The sequence below is a fragment of the Mesorhizobium sp. M1066 genome (assembly GCF_040318635.1).
Classification (GTDB): domain Bacteria; phylum Pseudomonadota; class Alphaproteobacteria; order Rhizobiales; family Rhizobiaceae; genus Mesorhizobium.
The window spans coordinates 83,066-104,339 of the sequence record NZ_JAMYMR010000017.1; the positions used below are offsets into that span (position 1 = coordinate 83,066).

A 21,274-nucleotide genomic window follows, 5' to 3' on the forward strand; every position below is an offset into this window, starting at 1 on the left:
AACTGCGAAGTTTTTAAAGCGCCGATTATGCCGCCACTTCCAGCGGTTCGATTTTCTCGAGTTCCGGCGCCAGTTTCCTGGCTTCGGTTTCAAGCTCATAGGCCTGTTGAAAATTCATCCAGAATTCGGGTGTGGTGTTGAAAAATCTGGCGAGGCGGAGGGCCGTATCGGGGGTCAAGCCGATCTCCTCCTTGGCAATGCGCTCGATACGGGTGCGCGGAAGATTGAGCTTTTTTGCCAGCGCGCCGGCACTCATGCCGAGCGGGGCGAGATATTCTTCGCGCAGGAATTCTCCAGGATGAACTGGACGTGCGAACTTGAGCATAATTCAGGGTCCTCAAGGGTTCAGGGCAAATGCCTGCTCAATGGTAATCGACGATCTCCACGTCTTCAGCGCCAGCGTCGGTCCATTTGAAGCAGATGCGCCATTGGTCGTTGATGCGAATTGAATGCTGTCCGGCGCGGCTCCCTTTCAGGGCTTCGAGGTGATTTCCGGGCGGCGATCGAAGGTCATTCAGTTGGGCAGCGTTGGCAATTGCGCGGAGGCGACGTTCGCCGCGGGCAACCAAATCCGGCGGAAAGCCTTTTGGCGCCTTCCCTTCGGCAACCGCTTCGACCGCCTTGCCTTTGAACGAAACGATCAATAACGCGCCCTCTGGACTGTATCATACATTGATACAGACCAGCACGCAAGCAAATGTATCATCGGCCGATACAAATTTACCACCGGTTGATCGGTGGCAAATGGTGAGTTGCCGATAGCTATTCCACCGTCACCGATTTCGCCAGATTGCGCGGCTGGTCGACGTCGGTGCCCATAAAGACGGCGGTGAAATAGGCGAGCATCTGGATCGGCAGCGCGTAGATGATCGGCGAGATGATTTCCGGCACGTCCGGCAGCACGATCGTCTCCATCGTCTTGACGCTCGTCAGTGCCGCACCCTTGCTGTCGGTGATCAGGATGATCTTGCCGCCGCGCGCCGCCACTTCCTGCATGTTCGACACGGTTTTTTCGAAAATGCGGTCGTGCGGCGCGATGACGATGACCGGCATGTTCTCGTCGATCAGTGCGATCGGGCCGTGCTTCAGTTCGCCGGCTGCATAGCCTTCGGCGTGGATATAGGAGATTTCCTTGAGCTTTAGCGCGCCTTCCATGGCCAGCGGGAAATTGGTGTCGCGGCCGAGATAGAGCACGTTCTTATAGTGAGCGAGGTCGCGCGCGGTCTTTTCGATCTGATGGTCGAGCTTCAGCACCTGATTGGCATAGCGCGGTGCTTCCGAAAGCTCGCGCACAAAGGTCTTTTCCTGCTCCTTCGAGATCGTACCGCGCGCCACGCCAGCCCGCACGGCAAGCGATGCCAGCACCGACAACTGGCAGGTGAACGCCTTGGTCGAGGCGACGCCGATTTCCGGCCCGGCGAGCGTCGGCAGCACGACGTCGGATTCGCGCGCCATGGTCGATTCCCGCACATTGACGACGGCGCCGATCTTCATCCCCGCCTTGCGGCAGTAGCGCAGCGAGGCCAGCGTGTCGGCGGTCTCGCCCGATTGCGAGATGAAGAAGGCGGCATCGTTCTTCGACAGCGGCATTTCGCGGTAACGGAATTCCGAAGCGACATCGATATCGACCGGTAGTCGCGCGTAGCGCTCGAACCAGTATTTGCCAATCAGGCCGGCGAGATAGGCGGTGCCGCAGGCCGAAATCGCCAGCCGGTCGATTTTGGCGAAATCGAAAGGCAGGTCGAGCGGCTTGGAGACGCCGCCGACAAAATCCAGATAATTCGCCAGCGTGTGCGAGATGACCTCGGGCTGTTCATGGATTTCCTTCTCCATGAAGTGGCGTCTATTGCCCTTGTCGACCATGAAACTGGTCGAGAGCGACTGCTGGCGCTTGCGGTCGACCTTTGTGCCGTCGATGTCGAAGATGGTGACGCCGTCGCGGCGCACCACCGCCCAGTCGCCATCTTCGAGATAGGTGATCGAATTGGTGAACGGGGCGAGCGCGATAGCGTCGGAGCCCAGAAACATCTCGCCATCGCCATGGCCGACGGCCAGAGGCGGCCCGTTGCGGGCGCCGACGATCAGGTCCTCGTCGCCTTTGAACATGATGGCCAGGGCGAAGGCGCCTTCTAGCCGCTTCAGCGCCTGGTGCGCGGCCTCGACCGGCTTCAGCCCCCTGGCGAGTTCGCGCGCCACCAGATGCGCCACGACCTCGGTGTCGGTCTGCGACGAAAAAGAATAGCCGTCGCGGACCAGTTCGTCGCGCAGTTCGGCGAAATTCTCGATGATGCCGTTGTGGACGATGGCGACGCCATCGGAAAAATGCGGATGCGCATTGGTTTCATTAGGCACGCCATGCGTCGCCCAGCGCGTGTGACCGATGCCGATCGTGCCATCGAGCGGCTCGTCCTTGAGCCGGCGCTCCAGGTTGATGAGCTTGCCTTCGGCGCGGCGGCGAGCGAGTTCGCCACGCTCGATGGTGGCGACGCCAGCCGAGTCATAGCCGCGGTACTCCAACCGCTTCAACGCATCGACGATGAGCGGCGCAACCTGCGAGTGGCCGACGATTCCAACGATACCGCACATGCAGAAAGCCCCCGATTCCCCGGAAAACCAGCGCTATTTTGGGATGGCCGGCCTGCCGTGGAAAGTCACATTGCATTTCGTCCCGTATAACGGAACGCTCATTCTGTCGATGCACCATGACAGGCCGCTCTTGCAATCCGGTTACTGCAATCGTTCGGTTTTTCAGGCTTCGGTTTTGAGACGATGGTTTTCACCAGAGAGATATTTCGCTAATAGCCCTGCCATGAGCGAGAGCAAGCCCACCGTAACCCTCTGGCGCCCTGTCGGCCCCAGGGAACTGAAACTGATCGAGGCCTCGGGGATGCAGGCGTTTCCGCCGCGCCTGCCCGAGCAGCCCATTTTCTATCCCGTGAGGACCGAAGCCTATGCGGTGCAGATCGCACGCGACTGGAACGTGCCGGCCAGCGGCTCGGGGTTCGTCACCCGGTTCGACGTTCTCAAGAGCTTTCTCGACCGCTACCGGGTCGAGCACGCTGGCAGCAAGGCGCATCTGGAATACTGGATTCCGGCCGAAGATCTCCCTGAATTCAACAAGGCGATCGTCGGCAAGATCGAAGTCACGGCCGCTTTCGGCAAGGACGCGAAGACTTCCGGCTAACGCCCGTTATCCAGCAGCCTTTTTCTTCGCCGCTGCCGCCGAAGCAAAGCGCTCGCGCAATTCCTTGCCCTTGCCTGGAATCGTCTTCTGGCGGGCGCGGCCGAAGGCCAGCGCGTCGTCGGGCACGCTTTCGGTGATCACGCTGCCCGAGGCGATGTAGCCGCCCTTGCCGATGGTGACAGGCGCCACCAGCGACGAATTGGAGCCAATGAACGCGCCCTCGCCGATGTCGGTGAAGAATTTCGAATAGCCGTCATAATTGCAGGTGATGGTGCCGGCGCCGATATTGGCACCCGCGCCGACGCGGGCATCGCCGATATAGGTCAGATGGTTGACCTTGGCGCCCTCTTCGATAACCGCCTGCTTGACCTCGCAGAAATTGCCGACCTTGGCCTTGTTCCGAAGATCCGCACCCGGCCGCAGCCGTGCGTACGGCCCGACATCGCAATTGGACGCAATGGTGGCGCCTTCGACATGGCTGAAGGCATGGATCTTGGCGCCCGTGGCGATCTTCACGCCCGGACCGAACCAGACATTGGGCTCGACGATCGTGTCAGTGCCGATCTCGGTGTCGTGCGAGAAGTACACGGTCTCCGGCGCGATCAGCGTCACGCCCGACAGCATTGCCTCATGGCGGCGGCGCGCCTGCCAGATGCCCTCGGCCTGCGCCAGTTCGGCGCGATTGTTGATGCCGAGCGCGCTCTCGAAGCTGGCTTCGGTGGCAACGACATCGAGGCCTCGCGCGCCGGCGATCTCGACAATGTCGGTTAGGTAGTACTCGCCCTTGGCATTCTTGTTGCCGACCTGATCGAGCAGCTTCAGCGCATGGGCGCCGGCTACCGCCATCATCCCGGCATTGCAGAAGCCGATTTTTTTCTCCTCCTCGGAGCAATCCTTTTCCTCGCGGATGGCGACCAGCTTGCCGTCCTTTTCGATCAGCCGGCCATAGCCCGTCGGGCTGGGCGGACGGAAGCCAACCACGACGACGGCCGCACCTTCCGCCAGTTTCAGCCGCGCCACGGTCAGCGCATCCGCGTCGATCAGCGGCGTGTCGCCGAACATCACCAGGATATCGTCATAACCCTTTGATATCGCATCGCGCGCGGCGAGCACGGCATGCGCGGTGCCGAGGCGCTTGTCCTGCACGAAGGTCTCGGCCTTCGGAGCGAATTTCGCCGCCGCCTTGCGCATCTCTTCCGCGCCATGGCCAATCACCAACGCTTGGCTGCCGGCGCCGGCAGCTTCGGCCGCCCTCACCACATGGGCGACCATCGGCAGCCCGGCGATCTGGTGCAGCACCTTCGGCAGCGCACTCTTCATGCGCGTGCCTTCGCCGGCGGCGAGGATGACGGAAAGGCAGGATCTCTGGCTCATGGATGGACAACCATATGAAAAGGGTTGGGAATCAAAGCATGCTAGCAGTGGCGCCATGCTGCACCAATGCGGTTAAATTCCGGTGAGATGGCGGAGCAGCTGACTCTTAATCAGCGGCTTCGTGGCTCGATTCCGTGCGAGGCTTGCTAAGCTGTGCGCGTGGTGATTCGCGCGAGCGTGCCAGCATTTTACTAGACTCGCATCGAAATGTGATAGCTGGAAGAAATCCAACTCTTTCGTCAATCTAACACTGAACTGAAGCGGGAAGCCGCATGCAAGTCAAAACCATCGCTGAGCAGCTCTTCTTCACCACAGTGCGGATCGATACCGTTACGGTGACAGGCGCGCAGGGTTCTGGGACGGGCTTCTTTTTTGCTCATAAGTTTGGAGACAAAAACGCATTGTTCGTGGTCACGAACAAGCATGTGGTGATGGGTATGCGCGAAGGGCGCTTTTCGTTTTTGAAGCAGAACGACGGAATGCCTACCCTTGGCGATGGATTCAACCTTCACCTTGATCCAAGGAATTGGGTTGATATGTGGTTTGGCCATCCGGATCAGGACGTAGATATTGCGATTTGTCCGCTCGTCCCTCTGATTGAGTTCGCGAAACAACAGCACAATACCGAATTGTTCTTCAGGTCCGTCGATTCCAGGTTAGTTCCGAGTGAACAGCAGATCGCCGAGTTAGATGCGCTTGAATCGGTGACGTTCGTCGGATACCCGAATGGGGTTTGGGACAGCAAAAACCTCTTGCCCGTAGTCCGGCGCGGCACCACCGCAAGTCCGATTGAGGTCGATTTTGAAGGTACACCGCGTTTTCTAATAGACGCATCCGTCTTTGGGGGTTCGAGCGGCAGCCCAGTATTTATTCTCAATCACGGTTCATGGGCAACAAAGGATGGTGGCATGACCATCGGCTCACGCCTCCTCTTCGTAGGAGTAGTTGCGGCCGTCTTTTTTCGCACTCATCTCAATCAAATAATTCCCGTGCCAATACCGACGCAGGTGCAGCCAATGGCTCAGCAGCAAGAAATGATCGATCTTGGCATTGTGTTCAAAGCACGCACGGTCGTTGAAACGATCGAAGCGTTTTTGACAAAGCACAACGTGGATATGACTTCCGCCGACGTGACCCCACAGGCATAGTTCGCTCGATGCGTACAGCGCTCCGAGGGCGCGGAAATCCGCGCCACGGGCCGGCGTGAGTCTTACCCCAGCCGCCCCAACAGCGGGAAATTCTCCAGCAGCCAGTAGGAAACGGTCTGCACGCCACCGGTGAGGAAAAACACACCGGCGACGACCAGCAGCGCGCCGATCGCCTTTTCGACGCGGCCGAGATGGACGCGGAATTTGCCGAGGAAGCGCATGAAGGCGCCGGAAAACAGTGCGGCGATCAGGAATGGGATGCCCAGCCCGAGCGAATAGGCGGCGAGCAGCAGCGCGCCCTCGCCCACCGTTTCGCGGCCACCTGCCAGCGTCAGGATCGGCCCCAGCACCGGGCCGATGCAGGGCGTCCAGCCGAAGGCGAAGGCCAGTCCCATGACATAGGCCGCGACGGCACTTGCCGGCTTGCCCTGCGACTGGAAGCGCGCCTCGCGCGACAGCAGCGGAATGCGCAGGATGCCGAGGAAATTCAGGCCCATCAGGATGATCAGCACACCGGCGCCCATTGCCAGCGGCTCCTGCCAGACGCGCAGCAGCCGGCCGATGGTCGAGGCGCCGGCGCCCAGCGCGACAAAGACGGTCGAGAAGCCGAGCACGAAGGCGATCGAGGAAAAGAGCAGCGCGCCGCGTGCGCCTTCACGCGCTGTCGCACCGGCATTGCCGCGGAAATCGTCGACCGACACGCCGGCCATATAACAGAGATAAGGCGGCACCAGCGGCAGCACGCAAGGCGACAGGAACGAGATAGCTCCCGCCCCGATCGCGCTGACATAGCCGATGTCCAATGCCATTTCCAAGAACTCCAATGCCGTGACGCCGATATAGCGACGCGCAGCCTTGTCCACCAATCACCATTGTGTTGGCAAGATCATCTATTGCCCGACGCACTTGCCAGGAAGAAACGACAGCCCGCAGGCGTTGATGCTGTGAGGCCGCGATTTCCCGCGCGTCTCCGGACATCAGTCAGGGAGATTTCCATGAAAACCATAACCGCAGGGCTGGCCGCGCTTTTGCTCAGCACCGCCGCATCCTTCGCCGCCGACGCGTGGAAGGAAGCCGAGGTCAACGGCACAAAGATCTACACCGACGCCAACGGCATGACGCTTTACACCTATGACAAGGACGAGAAGGGCAAGACCAATTGCTACGACAAATGCGCCACCAACTGGCCGCCGCTGAAAGCCGAGGCCGGCGCCAAGGCGGACGACGAATGGAGCGTTGTCGATCGCACCGACGGCACCAAGATGTGGGCCTATGACGGCAAGCCGGTCTACACCTTCATAAAGGACAAGAAGCCCGGCGACGTGACCGGCGACGGCGTCGGCGAAGTCTGGCATATCGTCAAGGCCGACTAACCACGCCAATCCCGCTGCTGGCGGGACAAGAGCTGGTCGCCGGGCATCTCCATGCACCCGGCGGCCGGCATCGAACAGCCCGTCGCCCGTCCCGGTTTGGGCAGCATTTCAACGACTCGGCCGAAAAATGAATCGGGTCGTTTCCGCTGACTCGGGACCACGGTCTCCCTTTCCCAAATTCTGTGATTTTCTCCATACACTCTAAGAGTGTATTGCTGGCGACCGCCGCGCAATTTGGGCGCTTCCCCTTGACCGGATGCAAAAGCGCGGCCATGTGAGCGACAAATAGAACGAGATTTCGTCGCGCGCAGCGGAATTCTTCTGCCGCACCACAGCTGATATGAGACCTCATGGACGTCGTCGTCGTCGAATCGCCGGCCAAGGCGAAGACAATCAACAAATACCTCGGCAAGAACTACAAGGTTCTGGCCTCGTTCGGCCATATCAGGGATTTGCCGGCCAAGGATGGCTCGGTGCGTCCGGATGAGGATTTCGCCATGTCCTGGGCGGTCGACACCGCCTCTGGCAAGCGCCTCGCCGACATCGCCAAGGCGGTCAAGGACGCCGACGGCCTGATCCTCGCCACCGATCCGGATCGAGAGGGCGAAGCCATCTCATGGCACGTCCTGGAAGTGCTGAAGCAGAAGCGCGCGCTGAAGGACAAGCCGGTCAGCCGCGTCGTCTTCAACGCCATCACCAAATCGTCGGTGCTGGAGGCGATGGCCAATCCGCGCCAGATCGATGCGCCGCTGGTCGATGCCTATCTCGCCCGCCGGGCGCTGGATTATCTCGTCGGCTTCACGCTGTCGCCGGTGCTGTGGCGCAAGCTGCCGGGCGCCCGCTCGGCCGGCCGCGTCCAGTCGGTTGCGTTGCGTCTCGTCTGCGACCGCGAATCCGAGATCGAGCGCTTCATCCGCGAGGAATACTGGCAGATCGCCGCCCTGCTGGGCACGCCGCGCAACGAGAATTTCGAAGCGCGGCTGACCGCCTTCGACCGCAAGAAGCTGCAAAAGCTCGACATTTCCAACAAGGCGCAGGCCGACGACATCAAGTCGATGCTCGAAGGCGCGACCTTCAAGGCGGTGTCGGTCGAAGCCAAGCCGACCAAGCGCAATCCCGGCCCGCCCTTCACCACGTCGACGCTGCAGCAGGCCGCCTCATCGGGCCTCGGCTTCTCGGCCAGCCGCACCATGCAGGTGGCGCAACGTCTCTATGAAGGCATGGAGATCGGCGGCGAGACCACAGGTCTCATCACCTATATGCGAACCGACGGCGTGCAGATGGCACCCGAGGCGATCGACGCCGCACGCGACGCCATTGCCAAGGAATTCGGCGCAAAATACCTGCCGGAAAAGCCGCGCCAGTATACGGCCAAAGCCAAGAACGCCCAGGAAGCGCACGAGGCGATCCGCCCGACGGATTTCATGCGCACGCCGGCATCGGTCAGGCAATATCTCGATTCCGACCAGATGCGGCTCTATGAGCTGATCTGGAAGCGCGCCATCGCCAGCCAGATGCAGTCCGCCGAGATCGAGCGCACCACCGCCGAGATCGAGGCGGTCAACGGATCGCGCACCGCCGAGCTGCGTGCCATCGGTTCGGTCGTTCGCTTCGACGGCTTCATCGCCGCCTACACCGATCAGAAGGACGACGATGCGGAAGACGAGGAAAATCGTCGGCTGCCCGAAATCCGTGCCGGCGAGCAGCTTGCCCGCCAGGCGATCAACGCGACCCAGCACACCACCGAACCGCCGCCGCGTTACTCGGAAGCTTCGCTGATCAAGAAGCTGGAAGAACTCGGCATCGGTCGGCCTTCCACCTATACGGCGATCCTGAAGACGCTCGAAGACCGCGACTATGTCACCATCGACAAGCGCCGGCTGGTGCCGCAGGCCAAGGGCCGGCTGCTGTCGGCCTTCCTCGAAAGCTTCTTCAAGCGCTACGTCGAGTACGACTTCACGGCATCTCTGGAAGAGAAGCTCGACGAGATTTCCGACGGCAAGCTCGCCTGGAAGGACGTGCTGCGCGATTTCTGGAAGGATTTTTCCGGTGCCGTCGCAGACATCAAGGAACTGCGCGTCACCGACGTGCTGGACGCGCTGAATGAAGAGCTGGCGCCGCTGGTGTTCCCCGCGCGGGAGGACGGCTCCAATCCGCGCATCTGCCCGAAATGCGGGACCGGCAATCTGTCGCTGAAGCTCGGCAAGTTCGGCGCTTTCGTCGGCTGCTCCAACTATCCCGAATGCTCCTTCACCCGCCAACTCGGCGACGCCGCCAATCCGAATGGCGAGAATGGCGGCGGCGAGGACGGCACCAAGGTCATCGGCAAGGATCCTTACACGTCAGAGGAAATCACGCTGCGCAGCGGCCGTTTCGGTCCCTATCTGCAGCGTGGCGACGGCAAGGAGGCCAAGCGCTCCAGCCTGCCCAAGGGCTGGACGGCCGAGTCGATCGATCACGAGAAGGCGCTCGCGCTGCTGTCGCTGCCGCGCGATGTCGGCCAGCATCCGGAAACGGCCAAGATGATCTCGGCCGGGCTCGGCCGCTACGGTCCGTTCGTGCTGCATGACGGCACCTATGCCAATCTCGAGAGCATCGAGGACGTGTTCTCGATCGGCCTCAACCGCGCCGTATCGGTGATCGCCGAGAAGCAGTTGAAGGGCAAGGGCGGCCGCAATGGCGGCACGGCCGCAGCGCTGAAGGAGCTTGGCGACCATCCCGACGGCGGCGGCAAGATCGTCGTGCGCGACGGCAAATACGGGCCATACGTGAATTTCGGCAAGGTCAACGCCACCCTGCCCAAGGGCAGGGATCCGCAGTCGGTGACGATCGAGGATGCGCTGGCGCTGATTGCCGAGAAGGAAGCCAAGGGCGGCGGCAAGAAGCCGTTCCGCAAGGCGGCCGCGGCCAAAGCTCCGGCAACCAAGAAAGTAGCCGCCAAGAAGCCGGCTGCGAAGAAGCCGGCCGTGAAGAAAAAAGGGTAGGACAGCGTGGCGCGCAAGATCACCGGCAGAACCCACGGCGATCCGCGCACCGCCGACACCAGGGCCAAGGTCAAGGGCGACTATCGGCCGTCGCGTGACGAAATCCTGCGCTACATCGCCGAAAATCCCGATCGCGCCGGCAAACGCGACATCGCCAAGGCGTTCGCGCTGCGCGGCGACGACCGCATCTGGCTGAAGGACATTTTGCGCGACCTGCAGGACGAAGGCGTCCTGACCAAGGAGCGCAAGCAACTGGCCCGCGTCGGCGCCCTGCCCCATGTCGCCGTGCTCGACATTTTTGGCCGCGACGGCGATGGCATTTTGCTGGCGCACCCGGCCGAGGCCGTGGGAACGGGCGAACCGCCCGTCGTCTCGATCCGCGTGTCGCGTGGCGGCAACGGCCCGGCGCCGGGCATCGGCGACCGCGTGCTGGCCAAGACCTTTCCGACCAACGAAGCGACCGGCCCCGCCTACACCGGGCGGGTGATGAAGATTTTCGAGAAGCGCACCGATGCCGTGCTCGGCGTCTTTCGCATCTTGCAGGACGGCACCTTCCGCATCGAGCCGGTGGAACGGCGCCAGCCCGAACTGATCGTCGACAAGGAATTCCAGAACGGCGCCAAGAACGGTGACCTGGTGGAGGTCGAGCCGGCGCGGGCTTCCCGCTATGGGCTGCCGAGGGCCAAGGTGCTCAACGTGCTGGGCTCTCTGACCAGCGAAAAGGCGGTCTCGATGATCGCCATCCACGCACACGACATTCCGCACATCTTTCCAGCCGGCGTCATCGCAGAATCCGAAGCGGTCAAACCGGCGACGCTGGACCACCGCGAGGATTGGCGCGACCTGCCGTTGATCACCATCGATCCGGCCGACGCCAAGGATCATGACGACGCCGTCTTCGCCACGCCGGATCTCGACGAGAAGAACCCCGGCGGCGTGGTTGCCACCGTCGCCATCGCCGACGTCGCCGCCTATGTGCGCTACGGCACGGCGCTCGACCGCGAAGCGCTGAAGCGCGGCAATTCGGTCTATTTCCCGGATCGTGTCGTGCCGATGCTGCCCGAGCGCATCTCCAACGATCTCTGCTCGCTGCGCGAGGGTCAGGACCGTCCGGCATTGGCAGTGCGCATGATCTTTTCGGCCGAGGGCCGCAAGCTCAGGCACTCCTTCCATCGCGTCATGATGAAGTCGGCGGCAAAGCTCGCCTACCAACAGGCTCAGGCGGCGATCGACGGCGCGCCGGACGACAAGACAGGCCCAATCCTCGAAACGGTGCTGAAGCCACTGTGGGACGCCTATGCGATCCTGAAGCGCGGCCGCGATGGCCGCCAGCCGCTCGAACTCGACCTGCCGGAGCGCAAGATCGTGCTAAAGCCGGACGGCACCGTCGATCGCGTCATCGTGCCGGACCGGCTCGATGCCCACAAGCTTATCGAAGAATTCATGATCCAGGCCAATGTCGCGGCGGCCGAAACGCTCGAGGCGAAGAAACAGGAACTGGTCTATCGCGTCCATGACGCGCCATCGCTGGCCAAACAGGAATCGCTGCGCGAGTTCCTGCAGACATTGGGCCTGTCACTTGCGCGCGGCGCGCAGATGCAGCCAAGCCAGTTCAACGGCATTTTGGAGCGCGTGCGCGGCGCCGACAATGAAGGCCTGGTCAACGAAGTGGTTCTGCGCTCGCAGAGCCAAGCCGAATACTCGCCAAAGAACATCGGCCATTTCGGTCTCAACCTCCGCCGCTACGCCCATTTCACCTCGCCGATCCGCCGCTATGCCGATTTGATCGTGCATCGCGGACTTATTGCCGCACTCGGATTGGGTTCGGGCGGGCTGACGCAGGACGAAGCGGCACGGCTCGAAGATGTCGCCGTGCTGATCTCCGGCACGGAACGCCGCGCAATGGCGGCCGAGCGGGACACGGTCGACCGTCTGATCGCCAGCTATCTCGCCGAACGCGTCGACGACCGGTTCGATGCCCGCATCTCCGGCGTCACCAAGTCAGGACTATTTGTCCAATTGCCGCAGTACGGCGCGGATGGTTTCATCCCGGTGTCAACTCTGGGCGGCGATTATTATATATACGATGAAACGGCCCGCTCCCTGTTCGGAGAACGCTCGGGCAAAGGTTATCAGCTCGCGGACCGTGTCGAGGTCCGACTCATCGAGGTGGCGCCGATGGCCGGGGCGATGCGCTTCGAGATGTTGACCGACCCGAAGCCTCTGCCGGGCTCCAAGCGGTCGTTTCACAAGGCCAAGGGCCGCGCCCGCGCGTCGCAATCGCGACCGGGTTCGCGCGGCAGGAGACGATGATGACAACAGCCATGGAAGAACAGGTTTTCGGCGGAGAACATCACTCGGGCCGGACCGCGCGCCCGCTGTGGACGGCGATGAAGCGCGGCCTGCTCGGCCGCTGCCCGCATTGCGGCGAAGGCAAGCTGTTTCGCGCTTTCACCAAGACCGTCGACACATGCAGTGTCTGTGGCGAGGAATTGCATCACCACCGGGCCGACGACCTGCCCGCCTATCTCGTCATCGTCATCGTCGGCCATATCGTGCTGGGCGCCTTCATGGGCGTTGAGGCGACGTCGACGCTGTCCACATGGCAGCACATCGCCATCTGGGTGCCGCTGACCATCCTTTTGTCGGTTGCGCTGCTGCAGCCGATCAAGGGTGCCGTCATCGGACTGCAATGGGCCTTCTATATGCACGGCTTCGGCGGCGAGCACGACGTGATCGAGCCGCATCCCGGAGCCTAGGCCGCAGCCAAGAATGCTGCCTGGTGCAACATACCGACCGTGAAAGGCCACTTTCGCTTGCCAGAAGTTTCCGCTAGGTCCTGCGCATGGACGGTATGACCAAGGCGGAAGTCGACAGGATCGAGCGGAGCATGATCGCTCATAGCGACCGGCCGATCCGCCCGCGCGACGCGGCAACCCTCATCCTGCTCGACCGCAAGGACGATGACGTGTTGGTTCTGATGGGTCGCCGTCATGCCGGCCACGCCTTCATGCCGGGCAAGTTCGTCTTTCCCGGCGGCCGCACCGATCCGGCCGACAGCCGCATACCGGTCGTCGCCGCCTTGCACCCGGAGCAGGAAGCCAGGCTGATCGCCGGGCCAGGCCGCACAAGCGCCGCACGAGCCCGCGCCATCGCCCTGTCGGCCATCCGCGAAACCTATGAGGAAGCCGGGCTGCTGATCGGCCGCAAGGGTGCTTTCGCAACCCTCAGGCCCGATTGGCAAGGCTTTGCCGAACACGGCGTGCAACCCTCTCTCGACATGCTGCGCTTCGTCGCGCGCGCCATCACGCCGCCCAACCGGGTACGCCGCTTCGACACCCGCTTTTTCAGCGCCTGGCGTGACGACGTCGCCGTCGAACTGCCCGGTGGCGGTCCCACCAACGAGCTCGAAGAGCTGGTCTGGCTGCCGCTCGCCAAGGCCAGGGAAGCCGACATACCCGACATCACCCGAATGATCCTGGACGAGCTGGAAAAGCGCCTCGCCCATGATCCGCTGTTGCGTCCTGGCGGTCCCGTGCCCTTCTACCGGCTTGTTCGCAACCGCTTCACCCGCGAACTTCTCTAGAGCAATTCCAGGAAAAGTGTGACGCGGTTTTCCGCCCGGAATTGCGTAAGATCAAAAAGACAGAGTATTCAGCATCCCATGACGGTCGATACCCAACCACAGGGCGACGAACGCGTACACTGGCTGCCGATGGTGGCGGCGATCTCGTCGATCAGCGTCGTCGGCATCGCCATCGGCCTCGGTATGCCGCTGCTCAGCGTCATCCTTGAAACGCGCGGCCATTCGGCTTCGATGATCGGCCTCAACACCGCCGTTGCCGGCCTCGCCTCGATCGCCGGTGCGCCTCTGGCGACCCCGCTCGCCATGCGCTTCGGCGTTGCCTGGACCATGATCGCCATGATCGCCGCCGGCGCTCTGGCCTTTGTCGGCTTCCATTTCGCACCCGATTTCTGGATGTGGTTTCCGCTGCGCATCGTGCTGCACATTGCGCTGACGGTGCTGTTCATCCTGTCCGAATTCTGGATCAGCACCTCGGCGCCGCCGCACCGACGCGGCCTTGTCCTCGGCATTTACGCCACTGTCCTGTCGCTCGGCTTTGCCGCCGGACCGTGGCTGTTCGCCCATCTCGGCAGTTCCGGCTTCAGGCCGTTCGGCGTCATCATCGCGTTGGTGACGCTGGCGGCCATACCCGTGCTGGCAGCACGCAACGAGAGCCCGTCGATCGCCTCGGATGGCGAAACCAGCAATTTCCTGCGCTACATCTGGCTGGTGCCGTCGGCGACCGCTGCCGTGCTGGTGTTCGGCGCGGTGGAAACCGGCGGCTTTGCGCTGTTCCCGATCTATGGCAGCCGAATCGGCTATTCCGAGGCCGATGCGGCCCTTCTGCTGACCATGATCGGCCTCGGCAATGTGTTGTTGCAGATCCCGATCGGCATGATCAGCGACCGCGTCAGCGATCGCCGCTACCTGCTGATTGCCTGCGCCACGGTCGGTCTGATCGGCACCGTCTTCATGCCCTTCTTCGCCCAGAATTGGCATTTGATGGCCGCGCTTCTGTTCGTCTGGGGCGGCGTTGTCGCTGCCATGTACACGATCGGCCTTGCCCATCTCGGCTCGCAGCTTTCCGGCCATGAACTGGCGTCGGCCAACGCCGCCTTCGTGCTGTGCTACGGCGTCGGCATGGTGCTCGGCCCGCAGGCGATCGGCATCGGCATGGATGCGTTCGGCCCGTCCGGCTTCGGCTGGTCGCTCGGCCTGTTCTTCGCGGCCTATATCGCTTTGGTCGCCGTCAGGTTGGTTCGCAAGATCCTGCTGTAGCGCGACCGCGGCCAGCCATGCATTTGGCACGGCACGGTGACAGGCTGCTGACAGAACCGTGTCAGGAGCACAGGGCTAAAAAGGCGTCCCAAAACACTTGAGGACACTTCCATGATCGACAGCGGCTTTGAAACCACATCGCTAAGAATGACACTGCTTCTGCTCGTAACGTTTCAGGCTCCGGCCACCGACGTCGACCGCATCATGGATGCCGTGGTGGCGATTGTGCCGCTGGCCATGGGCAAATACGACCGCAATGCCTATCAGTCGGCGCACGGCATCGAACGCTACAGGCCGCTTGACGGTGCGGCCGCCGGCGCGGAAACCGAATTGAGGCGGCGGCCCGGCACGGTCGAGGTTTCCTTCGAACTGCCGGACGATCAGGCGCTGGCCGCTCGTGTCGTCGAGGCGATTTTCCAGGCACATTCCTATCAGGAACCGGTGATCCGCATTCAACCGATTCTCACCAGCCGTTCCAAGGGGCTGGACGACCGCGCCAATCCGAATCGCTGGTGGAACACGACCGGAGACTGGAAGAAGGTTGCTGCACCGGCGACAGAAACCGCATGATTTCCGTTCACCAGCAGGCTCAGGCGGATCGCACGAGGCTTGCCGGGCTTGACTTTCCGGGCGCGTTCTTTATGTGTCGCGCCAAGTTTCCCGCGTCCGGGTGTTTCCCCGTGCTCCAGCGGCCAAAACCCCACGAACAAACGGACTGATATCATGGCCAAAGCCGCAAACATCAAGATCAAGCTTCTGTCGACCGCCGACACCGGTTTCTTCTACGTGACCAGCAAGAACAGCCGCACCAAGACCGACAAGCTGTCGTTCCGCAAGTACGACCCGGTCGCCAAGAAGCACGTCGAATTCAAGGAAACCAAGATCAAGTAATCTGGCTTTCCCGCTGCAATGCCGAAACGCCGCCCAATGGGCGGCGTTTTTCGTTTGTAGCCAATTGATTTCGTTGCATCCGAGCAGGACTCCAGCCAAAGGATTGACCCTTCGCCATGGTTGCGGCACCCTTGGCCCTGGGTTGGGTGTCACGAACAAGGCGCCTATGGATGTCGAAGAAGTTGAAAGCTGCAATCATTGCAGCCCTTGTCGCTCTGGCTGCTGGCTTCGCCGTCAGCAACGGGCTGATAAGCCAGCAGACGGCCGATGAGATCAAGGCCAGGACTGACCAGGTTCTGACCGAGGAAGAGGCCGCACAGCCTGCGCCTCAGCCTGACAGCCCCGCCCCACCTTCCACGGAACCCGCACCGCAGGCTCCGACCCCTCCCGCCGCGGCACCCCCGCAAGGATCACAACCGGGTCAATGAAGAAGCCCAGCCAGAATGGGCTCCTCTCGTGCGATCGCGCCATCACCATACCTGCTGAGTGTATCGTTTTAATACAATCGCCGATTGGTAGACTTGCACCACGGATAGGCAGTTAGTTTCAGCGTCAGGCAAAAAGGGGGGAAATGCCTCGCACTGGGAGAAAACGATGTCCGTACAAAAAGGCGACTTTCGAACCAACAGAGCCGACTACGTGATTGCCGCGATGCATGGCGGAGTGACCGCCGAAGACAGCGTTCGAGACGAGAACCTGGCAAGGAGAAAGAAGTCCCTGTGGCTGAAGGAGCGGCGATCGGCCAAGTCGGCTGAGAACCCGTTGGACAGCTCGCCGCTGTCTAGAAGAAGCCCTCGCGGTTAGCGGTCTACAATCACCTTCCGCGATCACACCATATCCGCACACAACCCACTCACCCATATTGCAGGTGCCGCCGTCGGTGTTGACTAGCTCCGACGGCGGCCTAGTTCGTGGCGAAATAACCTCCGTTCTTTTGAGAAGACGGCGGGACTAAGGTCTTGTGCTCTACACGCAAAGGTCCAAGCGGTCTTGTTAGGTTCCGGAAATGTCTCTTGGACGTTCCGCTATTTTATCCAATTGAAATGTAGCGTTACCGTGTATTCTCGCCCGATAGCGGCGCCTGATCCTGCCCGCATCCGCCCTGGCTGAGTCCCCCTCAGCTGATGCGCTCACCGCTCTTCGGATCGAATAGATGCAGCTGGTGTGGTTCGGCCGCCAACCGTACCTCGTCGCCGGGCTTCACGCCGGCACGGCCCATGGCAAAGACGCAAAGCTGCTGGCTGGCCAGCTTGACGTAGAACTGCGTCGAAAGCCCGAGCGGCTCGACCACCCTCACCTCGCCCTTCAACGCGCCGTCATCCGCCGATTTGATATGCTCAGGCCGCAAACCGATGGTGATGGCGTCACCATCCTTGAGCGGCAGGCCTTCCGGCAGCCTCAGCGCCTGGCCATCGGTCAGCACGGCCTGCGACGCACCGCCCTTGCGGACCGTCGCCGGCAGGAAATTCATGCCGGGTGAACCGATGAAACCGGCGACGAACATGTTGGCTGGCCGGTCATAGAGATCGAGCGGCGCACCGACCTGCTGGATCAGCCCGTCATGCATGACGACGATCCGGTCGGCCATGGTCATCGCCTCGATCTGGTCGTGCGTGACATAAACCGATGTCGTCTTCAGCTGCTGATGCAGCGCCTTGATCTCGGCGCGCATGTGGACGCGCAGCTTGGCGTCGAGGTTCGACAGCGGCTCGTCGAACAGGAAGACCTTGGGATCGCGCACGATGGCGCGGCCCATGGCGACGCGCTGGCGCTGGCCGCCGGACAGTTGGCGCGGCAGGCGCTGCAGGAATGTGTCGAGCCCGAGCCGCCTGGCCGCGCCGTCCACCCGGGCATCGATCGTCGTCTTCTGCGCCTTCTTCAGGAGCAGGCTGAAGCCCATGTTCTTCGACACGTCCATATGCGGATAGAGCGCATAGGACTGGAACACCATGGCGATGTCGCGGTCCTTCGGTGCCACGTCATTGACCAGCCGCTCGCCGATGCGGATCTCGCCGCCGGAAGCCTCCTCCAGCCCGGCGATCATGCGCAAAAGCGTGGACTTGCCGCAGCCTGACGGGCCGACCAGGACGACGAACTCGCCATCGGCGATTTCAAGGTCGACCGCGTGCAGGACGCGGACGGCGCCATAGTCCTTGCGGACCTTTTCGAGCGTAACAGAGGCCATCGATCTATCCTTTGACGGCGCCGGCGGTCAGGCCGGTGACGAGATAGCGTTGCAGGAAGGCGAAGAAGATGCAGACCGGGATCAGCGCCAGGATTGACGCCGCCATCATCTGTCCCCAGTCGACGGCGAACTTGCCGATGAAGGTGAGCAGGCCGACAGCGAAGGTCTTCTGGTCATCACTGGAAATCAGCATCAGCGCGAACAGAAGCTCGCTCCAGGCTGCAGTGAAGACGAAGCCGAGGGTGGCGCCCATGCCGGGCAACGTCAGCGGCACGATCACCTTGCGCATCGCCTGCGCGCGGGTGCAGCCGTCAATCATCGCCGCCTCCTCCAGGTCCTTTGGAATGCCGTCGAAGAAGGACTGCATCAGGAAGGTGGCAAACGCCGTGTTGAAGGCGGTGTAGATGATGATCAGCCCGGTCAGGCTGTTGATCAGGCCGATCTGACCCATCACGCGGTAGATCGGCGGAATGACCATCACCAGCGGAAAGGTCTGGGTCAAAAGCAACATCAGCGCCAGTGCTGCCTTGCCGCGAAAGGTGAAGCGCGACATGGCATAGCCGGCGAGCGTGGCGATGATTGTCACCAGTGCCGCCGTCGAGACCGAGACGATGACGCTGTTGAGGAAATAGCGCGGGAAATCGGTCGCCTCGAGCACGGTGACGAAGTTCTGCAGCGTCATGTGCGACGGCCAGAAGGTGATGCCTTCGGAATAGAGCAGCCGCTCCGGCGTGACCGAGATCTTCAGCGTCCAGTAGATCGGGAACAGGGCAAAGAGCACGTAGGCCGCGATTGCCGCGTAGAGGCCGATGCCGCCGAAGAAGCGCTGCGAGGTTGAGCGTCCTGCAATCATCAGACGTGCCTCACCAGGGTGCGGCGGATACCGATCAGCGCAATCGCATAAGCAATGAGCAGGACGAGCAGCAGCACCGCCACCGCCGAGGCATAGCCCTTGTCCAGAGACTTGAATGCGCTGACATAGATGTAGACCGGCACCGTGTTGGTCGAGCCGGCTGGCCCGCCCTCCGTCATGACGAAGATCAGGTCGGCGAAGGTGGCGATCCAGATGGTGCGCAACATCACGGTGATAGCGATGGTCGGCGCCAGGAACGGCAGCGTCACCTTGGTGAAGCGCTGCCAGGGCGAGGCTCCATCGATAGCCGCTGCCTCATGCAGTTCCGACGGAATGGATTTCAGCGCCGCCAAGAGCGTGATGGCGAAGAACGGAATGCCGAACCAGATATTGGCGACGATCGGCCCCCACATGGCGGTTGACGGATCGGACAGCACATTGGTCGGCTCGGCCTTCAGTCCCAGTGCAAACAGCCAGTGCGGCAAAGGGCCGATGATCGGATTGAACAGCCAGGCCCAGGTCAGGCCTGACAGGAAGGACGGCACTGCCCAAGGCAGGAAGACCAGGGCTTGTACTGCCTTGCGGCCGCGAAACGGCTTGTCGAGCAGAAGCGCCAGGCCAAGGCCGAGGAAGAACTGGAAGAAAAGGCTGGCGACCGTCCACCACAACGTGTTGACCAGCGCCTGCCCCAGCACCTGATCCGACAGCATCGCCTGATACTGGCCGAGCCCGACATATTCGGACTTGAATGCGGAGAATTTGCGGAAGGAGTAGCTGATGCCCACGACCAGCGGCACCAAGAGCACCACGATCAGCAGGATGATCGCCGGGCTGAGATAGAGCCATGGCTCGATTGCGGCATGGGATAGCCGCTTGCGACGCGGCTTGCCGGCGGATCGTATTTCGGACACGGCGTAGGTCATTGGGTGTGGATCTAGCTCCCTGGAGCGGCGTCGGGGACAGCGTCCTTCTCCCCGTCGCTATACGGGGAGAAGATGCCGGTCCACCCTCCGCAGCTGCTACGGAGGACGGGCAGGCAGATGAGGGGCAGCGCGAACCTGTCGAGGCGTGGCGCCGCCCCTCATCCGTCACTTCGTGACACCTTCTCCCCGTGAACGGGGAGAAGGGAAGAAAAACTACTTCTTGTTCTTCGCCAGCCAATCCTGCTGTTCCTTGGTCAGGAAGGCAGCCCACTGGTCGGCGACGTCCTTGGCCGTCTTCTGGCCAAGCAGCACTTCCTGAAAATTCTTGATCGCCACCTGGTCGACGAAATTGCCGAGGTTCTCCAGATGCGTCGGCGGCGTCACCATTTCATATTTTGAGCTGTCGCTGAGCTCCGTGAACCAGCCCTTGAACTGCTCGGTCTTGAAATGGGGATCCTGGTCGGCGCCGTTGTGGATCGGGACGACGCCGACTTCCTTGGCCCATTCCAGATTGTCCTTCGGCGACAGCAGCGTCGCCATCAGCTTCCAGGCGTCGTCCTTGTGCTGCGAATTGGCAAACATCGCCCAGCCGGCATAACCCAGCGTCGGATAGGACTTGCCGCTCGGCCCGACCGGCAGTGGCGCCACCGCGAAGTCGTCGGCGCTCATCTTGTCGGCGATGCCGAGCAGCGCGTCCGGATCCTGGTTGAGCATGGCGCAGGTGCCGGAATAGAAGCCGGTGACCGTTTCGTTGAAACCCCAACTCACCGCATCCTTCGGCGCCAGTCCGTCCTTGTACATGTCGGCCAGCATCTGCAGGCCCTTGACCGAGCCTTCTTCGTTGATCGTCGAAGTGCCATCCTCGTTGAAGTAGCCGCCCTTGCCGGCGGCGATGTTCATGAACATGTGCATGCCGTTGAAAGCGCCCGGCCCGCCGCGCAGGCAGTAGCCATATTTGCCCGGCAACGCAGAGATTTTCTTGGCGTCGGCGATGAAATCATCGAGCGTCGCCGGCGGACCATCGAGGCCGGCTTCCTTGAACAGTTTCTTGTTCCAGAACAGCGCGTTCACATAGTAGCCATAAGGGATCATGAACTGGGTGTTGTTGACGGTCGAGCCGAACTGCTTGGCGCGGTCGCCCAGCGTTTTGGCGTCGTCCCATTTGGCCATATAGGGGCCAAGATCCTCGAGTTGGGCGTTGTTGGCATAGAGGCCCATCCAGCGTTCCGGCATTTCGACGATGTCGGGCGTATCGCCGGCCTGCACCATGGTCAGGAATTTCTCGAAGGCCTGGCCCCAGGGCAGCGAGATCAGCTCGACCTTGATGCCCGGATTGGCTGTTTCGAACTCGGCGATCTGCTTTTTCAGGAACTCGGTGCGTGGCGGGCTGGTGATGACTTCGACCATTTTCAGGGTCGAATCGGCCACGGCATTTCCGGCGGAAATCGCCAGTCCCGCAACGGTGGCAAGCATGACGGTCAGTTTTTTCATGTTCAAGACTCCCATTTTGAACCCG

At 61.8% G+C, this 21,274-nt stretch carries 19 protein-coding genes; 10 read left to right on the forward strand and 9 right to left on the reverse strand.

Annotation, left to right across the window (positions count from 1 at the left end):
• Positions 1–25: 25 nt before the first annotated feature.
• The 3 genes from NKH52_RS20945 to glmS all read right to left on the reverse strand — a co-directional run bounded on the left by NKH52_RS20945 (position 26) and on the right by glmS (position 2,586).
• The gene (locus NKH52_RS20945) at positions 26–325 is read right to left on the reverse strand and encodes a HigA family addiction module antitoxin (RefSeq protein WP_352552953.1); all 300 of its coding nucleotides are present in this window, start codon (positions 323–325) and stop codon (positions 26–28) included.
• A gap of 37 nt (positions 326–362) precedes the next feature.
• A complete protein-coding gene (locus NKH52_RS20950) occupies positions 363–644 on the reverse strand; it encodes a type II toxin-antitoxin system RelE/ParE family toxin (protein ID WP_352552951.1) in 282 nt (93 codons plus the stop codon).
• 118 nt (positions 645–762) lie between these two features.
• Positions 763–2,586 carry a glutamine--fructose-6-phosphate transaminase (isomerizing) gene (gene glmS, locus NKH52_RS20955; protein WP_127296161.1) on the reverse strand — a complete coding sequence of 608 codons (1,824 nt, stop codon included), beginning with the start codon at positions 2,584–2,586 and terminating at the stop codon, positions 763–765.
• Between the two features lie 223 nt (positions 2,587–2,809).
• On the opposite strand from glmS, the gene NKH52_RS20960 reads away from it, so the two are divergent.
• Positions 2,810–3,184 (forward strand): ADP-ribosylation/crystallin J1, encoded by a 375-nt coding sequence (locus NKH52_RS20960; RefSeq protein ID WP_127296180.1) that lies wholly within the window; start codon positions 2,810–2,812, stop codon positions 3,182–3,184.
• 6 nt (positions 3,185–3,190) lie between these two features.
• Here the strand turns inward: NKH52_RS20960 and glmU are convergent, their stop codons facing one another.
• The gene (gene glmU / locus NKH52_RS20965) at positions 3,191–4,558 is read right to left on the reverse strand and encodes a bifunctional UDP-N-acetylglucosamine diphosphorylase/glucosamine-1-phosphate N-acetyltransferase GlmU (protein WP_352733030.1); all 1,368 of its coding nucleotides are present in this window, start codon (positions 4,556–4,558) and stop codon (positions 3,191–3,193) included.
• Positions 4,559–4,830: 272 nt separating this feature from the next.
• Here glmU and NKH52_RS20970 point away from each other — a divergent pair, with 272 nt between their 5' ends.
• Positions 4,831–5,706: a trypsin-like peptidase domain-containing protein gene (locus NKH52_RS20970; protein WP_352733033.1), complete on the forward strand. Its 876-nt coding sequence runs from the start codon at positions 4,831–4,833 to the stop codon at positions 5,704–5,706.
• A 62-nt stretch (positions 5,707–5,768) separates the two neighbouring features.
• Here NKH52_RS20970 and NKH52_RS20975 read toward each other — a convergent pair whose 3' ends face one another.
• On the reverse strand, positions 5,769–6,515 hold the full coding sequence (locus NKH52_RS20975) for a cytochrome c biogenesis CcdA family protein (protein ID WP_352733036.1): 747 nt from the start codon (positions 6,513–6,515) through the stop codon (positions 5,769–5,771).
• A 186-nt stretch (positions 6,516–6,701) separates the two neighbouring features.
• Here NKH52_RS20975 and NKH52_RS20980 point away from each other — a divergent pair, with 186 nt between their 5' ends.
• The 8 genes from NKH52_RS20980 (at position 6,702) to rpmG (ending at position 15,797) form a co-directional block, all read left to right on the forward strand.
• On the forward strand, positions 6,702–7,079 hold the full coding sequence (locus NKH52_RS20980; RefSeq protein ID WP_352733038.1) for a COG4315 family predicted lipoprotein: 378 nt from the start codon (positions 6,702–6,704) through the stop codon (positions 7,077–7,079).
• Positions 7,080–7,429: 350 nt separating this feature from the next.
• Positions 7,430–10,063 (forward strand): type I DNA topoisomerase, encoded by a 2,634-nt coding sequence (topA, locus tag NKH52_RS20985; protein WP_352733041.1) that lies wholly within the window; start codon positions 7,430–7,432, stop codon positions 10,061–10,063.
• Between the two features lie 6 nt (positions 10,064–10,069).
• Positions 10,070–12,376: a ribonuclease R gene (gene rnr, locus NKH52_RS20990; protein ID WP_352733044.1), complete on the forward strand. Its 2,307-nt coding sequence runs from the start codon at positions 10,070–10,072 to the stop codon at positions 12,374–12,376.
• Positions 12,377–12,387: 11 nt separating this feature from the next.
• Complete coding sequence (locus tag NKH52_RS20995) at positions 12,388–12,822, forward strand: DUF983 domain-containing protein (protein WP_352553077.1); 435 nt, start codon at positions 12,388–12,390, stop codon at positions 12,820–12,822.
• 86 nt (positions 12,823–12,908) lie between these two features.
• On the forward strand, positions 12,909–13,649 hold the full coding sequence (locus NKH52_RS21000; protein WP_352733047.1) for an NUDIX hydrolase: 741 nt from the start codon (positions 12,909–12,911) through the stop codon (positions 13,647–13,649).
• A gap of 78 nt (positions 13,650–13,727) precedes the next feature.
• Positions 13,728–14,906, forward strand: coding sequence for an MFS transporter (locus NKH52_RS21005; RefSeq protein WP_023810543.1), 1,179 nt, complete (start codon positions 13,728–13,730; stop codon positions 14,904–14,906).
• A 111-nt stretch (positions 14,907–15,017) separates the two neighbouring features.
• Positions 15,018–15,476: a YqfO family protein gene (locus tag NKH52_RS21010; protein WP_352733050.1), complete on the forward strand. Its 459-nt coding sequence runs from the start codon at positions 15,018–15,020 to the stop codon at positions 15,474–15,476.
• Positions 15,477–15,629: 153 nt separating this feature from the next.
• Entirely contained in the window at positions 15,630–15,797 is a 168-nt protein-coding gene (gene rpmG / locus NKH52_RS21015) for a 50S ribosomal protein L33 (protein ID WP_006201775.1), read from the forward strand.
• 1,117 nt (positions 15,798–16,914) lie between these two features.
• Here the strand turns inward: rpmG and NKH52_RS21020 are convergent.
• From NKH52_RS21020 to NKH52_RS21035, 4 genes are all read right to left on the reverse strand, one after another.
• Positions 16,915–17,982 carry an ABC transporter ATP-binding protein gene (locus NKH52_RS21020; protein WP_352733052.1) on the reverse strand — a complete coding sequence of 356 codons (1,068 nt, stop codon included), beginning with the start codon at positions 17,980–17,982 and terminating at the stop codon, positions 16,915–16,917.
• 4 nt (positions 17,983–17,986) lie between these two features.
• On the reverse strand, positions 17,987–18,835 hold the full coding sequence (locus NKH52_RS21025; RefSeq protein WP_027036797.1) for a carbohydrate ABC transporter permease: 849 nt from the start codon (positions 18,833–18,835) through the stop codon (positions 17,987–17,989).
• The gene (locus NKH52_RS21030; RefSeq protein WP_128303391.1) at positions 18,835–19,758 is read right to left on the reverse strand and encodes a carbohydrate ABC transporter permease; all 924 of its coding nucleotides are present in this window, start codon (positions 19,756–19,758) and stop codon (positions 18,835–18,837) included. Before NKH52_RS21030 ends, NKH52_RS21025 begins: the two co-directional genes overlap by 1 nt.
• Positions 19,759–19,971: 213 nt before the next feature.
• Complete coding sequence (locus tag NKH52_RS21035) at positions 19,972–21,249, reverse strand: ABC transporter substrate-binding protein (protein ID WP_127296148.1); 1,278 nt, start codon at positions 21,247–21,249, stop codon at positions 19,972–19,974.
• Positions 21,250–21,274 lie beyond the last annotated feature (25 nt).

What these genes read in the sequence shown, in the direction of transcription:
- NKH52_RS20945 (WP_352552953.1), bottom strand. Translation starts at nt 325, where the DNA reads ATGCTCAAGTTCGCACGTCCAGTTCATCCTGGAGAATTCCTGCGCGAA.
- glmS (WP_127296161.1), bottom strand. Translation starts at nt 2,586, where the DNA reads ATGTGCGGTATCGTTGGAATCGTCGGCCACTCGCAGGTTGCGCCGCTC.
- NKH52_RS20960 (WP_127296180.1), top strand. Translation starts at nt 2,810, where the DNA reads ATGAGCGAGAGCAAGCCCACCGTAACCCTCTGGCGCCCTGTCGGCCCC.
- glmU (WP_352733030.1), bottom strand. Translation starts at nt 4,558, where the DNA reads ATGAGCCAGAGATCCTGCCTTTCCGTCATCCTCGCCGCCGGCGAAGGC.
- NKH52_RS20970 (WP_352733033.1), top strand. Translation starts at nt 4,831, where the DNA reads ATGCAAGTCAAAACCATCGCTGAGCAGCTCTTCTTCACCACAGTGCGG.
- NKH52_RS20975 (WP_352733036.1), bottom strand. Translation starts at nt 6,515, where the DNA reads ATGGCATTGGACATCGGCTATGTCAGCGCGATCGGGGCGGGAGCTATC.
- NKH52_RS20980 (WP_352733038.1), top strand. Translation starts at nt 6,702, where the DNA reads ATGAAAACCATAACCGCAGGGCTGGCCGCGCTTTTGCTCAGCACCGCC.
- topA (WP_352733041.1), top strand. Translation starts at nt 7,430, where the DNA reads ATGGACGTCGTCGTCGTCGAATCGCCGGCCAAGGCGAAGACAATCAAC.
- NKH52_RS20995 (WP_352553077.1), top strand. Translation starts at nt 12,388, where the DNA reads ATGGAAGAACAGGTTTTCGGCGGAGAACATCACTCGGGCCGGACCGCG.
- NKH52_RS21000 (WP_352733047.1), top strand. Translation starts at nt 12,909, where the DNA reads ATGGACGGTATGACCAAGGCGGAAGTCGACAGGATCGAGCGGAGCATG.
- NKH52_RS21005 (WP_023810543.1), top strand. Translation starts at nt 13,728, where the DNA reads ATGACGGTCGATACCCAACCACAGGGCGACGAACGCGTACACTGGCTG.
- NKH52_RS21010 (WP_352733050.1), top strand. Translation starts at nt 15,018, where the DNA reads ATGATCGACAGCGGCTTTGAAACCACATCGCTAAGAATGACACTGCTT.
- rpmG (WP_006201775.1), top strand. Translation starts at nt 15,630, where the DNA reads ATGGCCAAAGCCGCAAACATCAAGATCAAGCTTCTGTCGACCGCCGAC.
- NKH52_RS21020 (WP_352733052.1), bottom strand. Translation starts at nt 17,982, where the DNA reads ATGGCCTCTGTTACGCTCGAAAAGGTCCGCAAGGACTATGGCGCCGTC.
- NKH52_RS21025 (WP_027036797.1), bottom strand. Translation starts at nt 18,835, where the DNA reads ATGATTGCAGGACGCTCAACCTCGCAGCGCTTCTTCGGCGGCATCGGC.
- NKH52_RS21030 (WP_128303391.1), bottom strand. Translation starts at nt 19,758, where the DNA reads ATGACCTACGCCGTGTCCGAAATACGATCCGCCGGCAAGCCGCGTCGC.
- NKH52_RS21035 (WP_127296148.1), bottom strand. Translation starts at nt 21,249, where the DNA reads ATGAAAAAACTGACCGTCATGCTTGCCACCGTTGCGGGACTGGCGATT.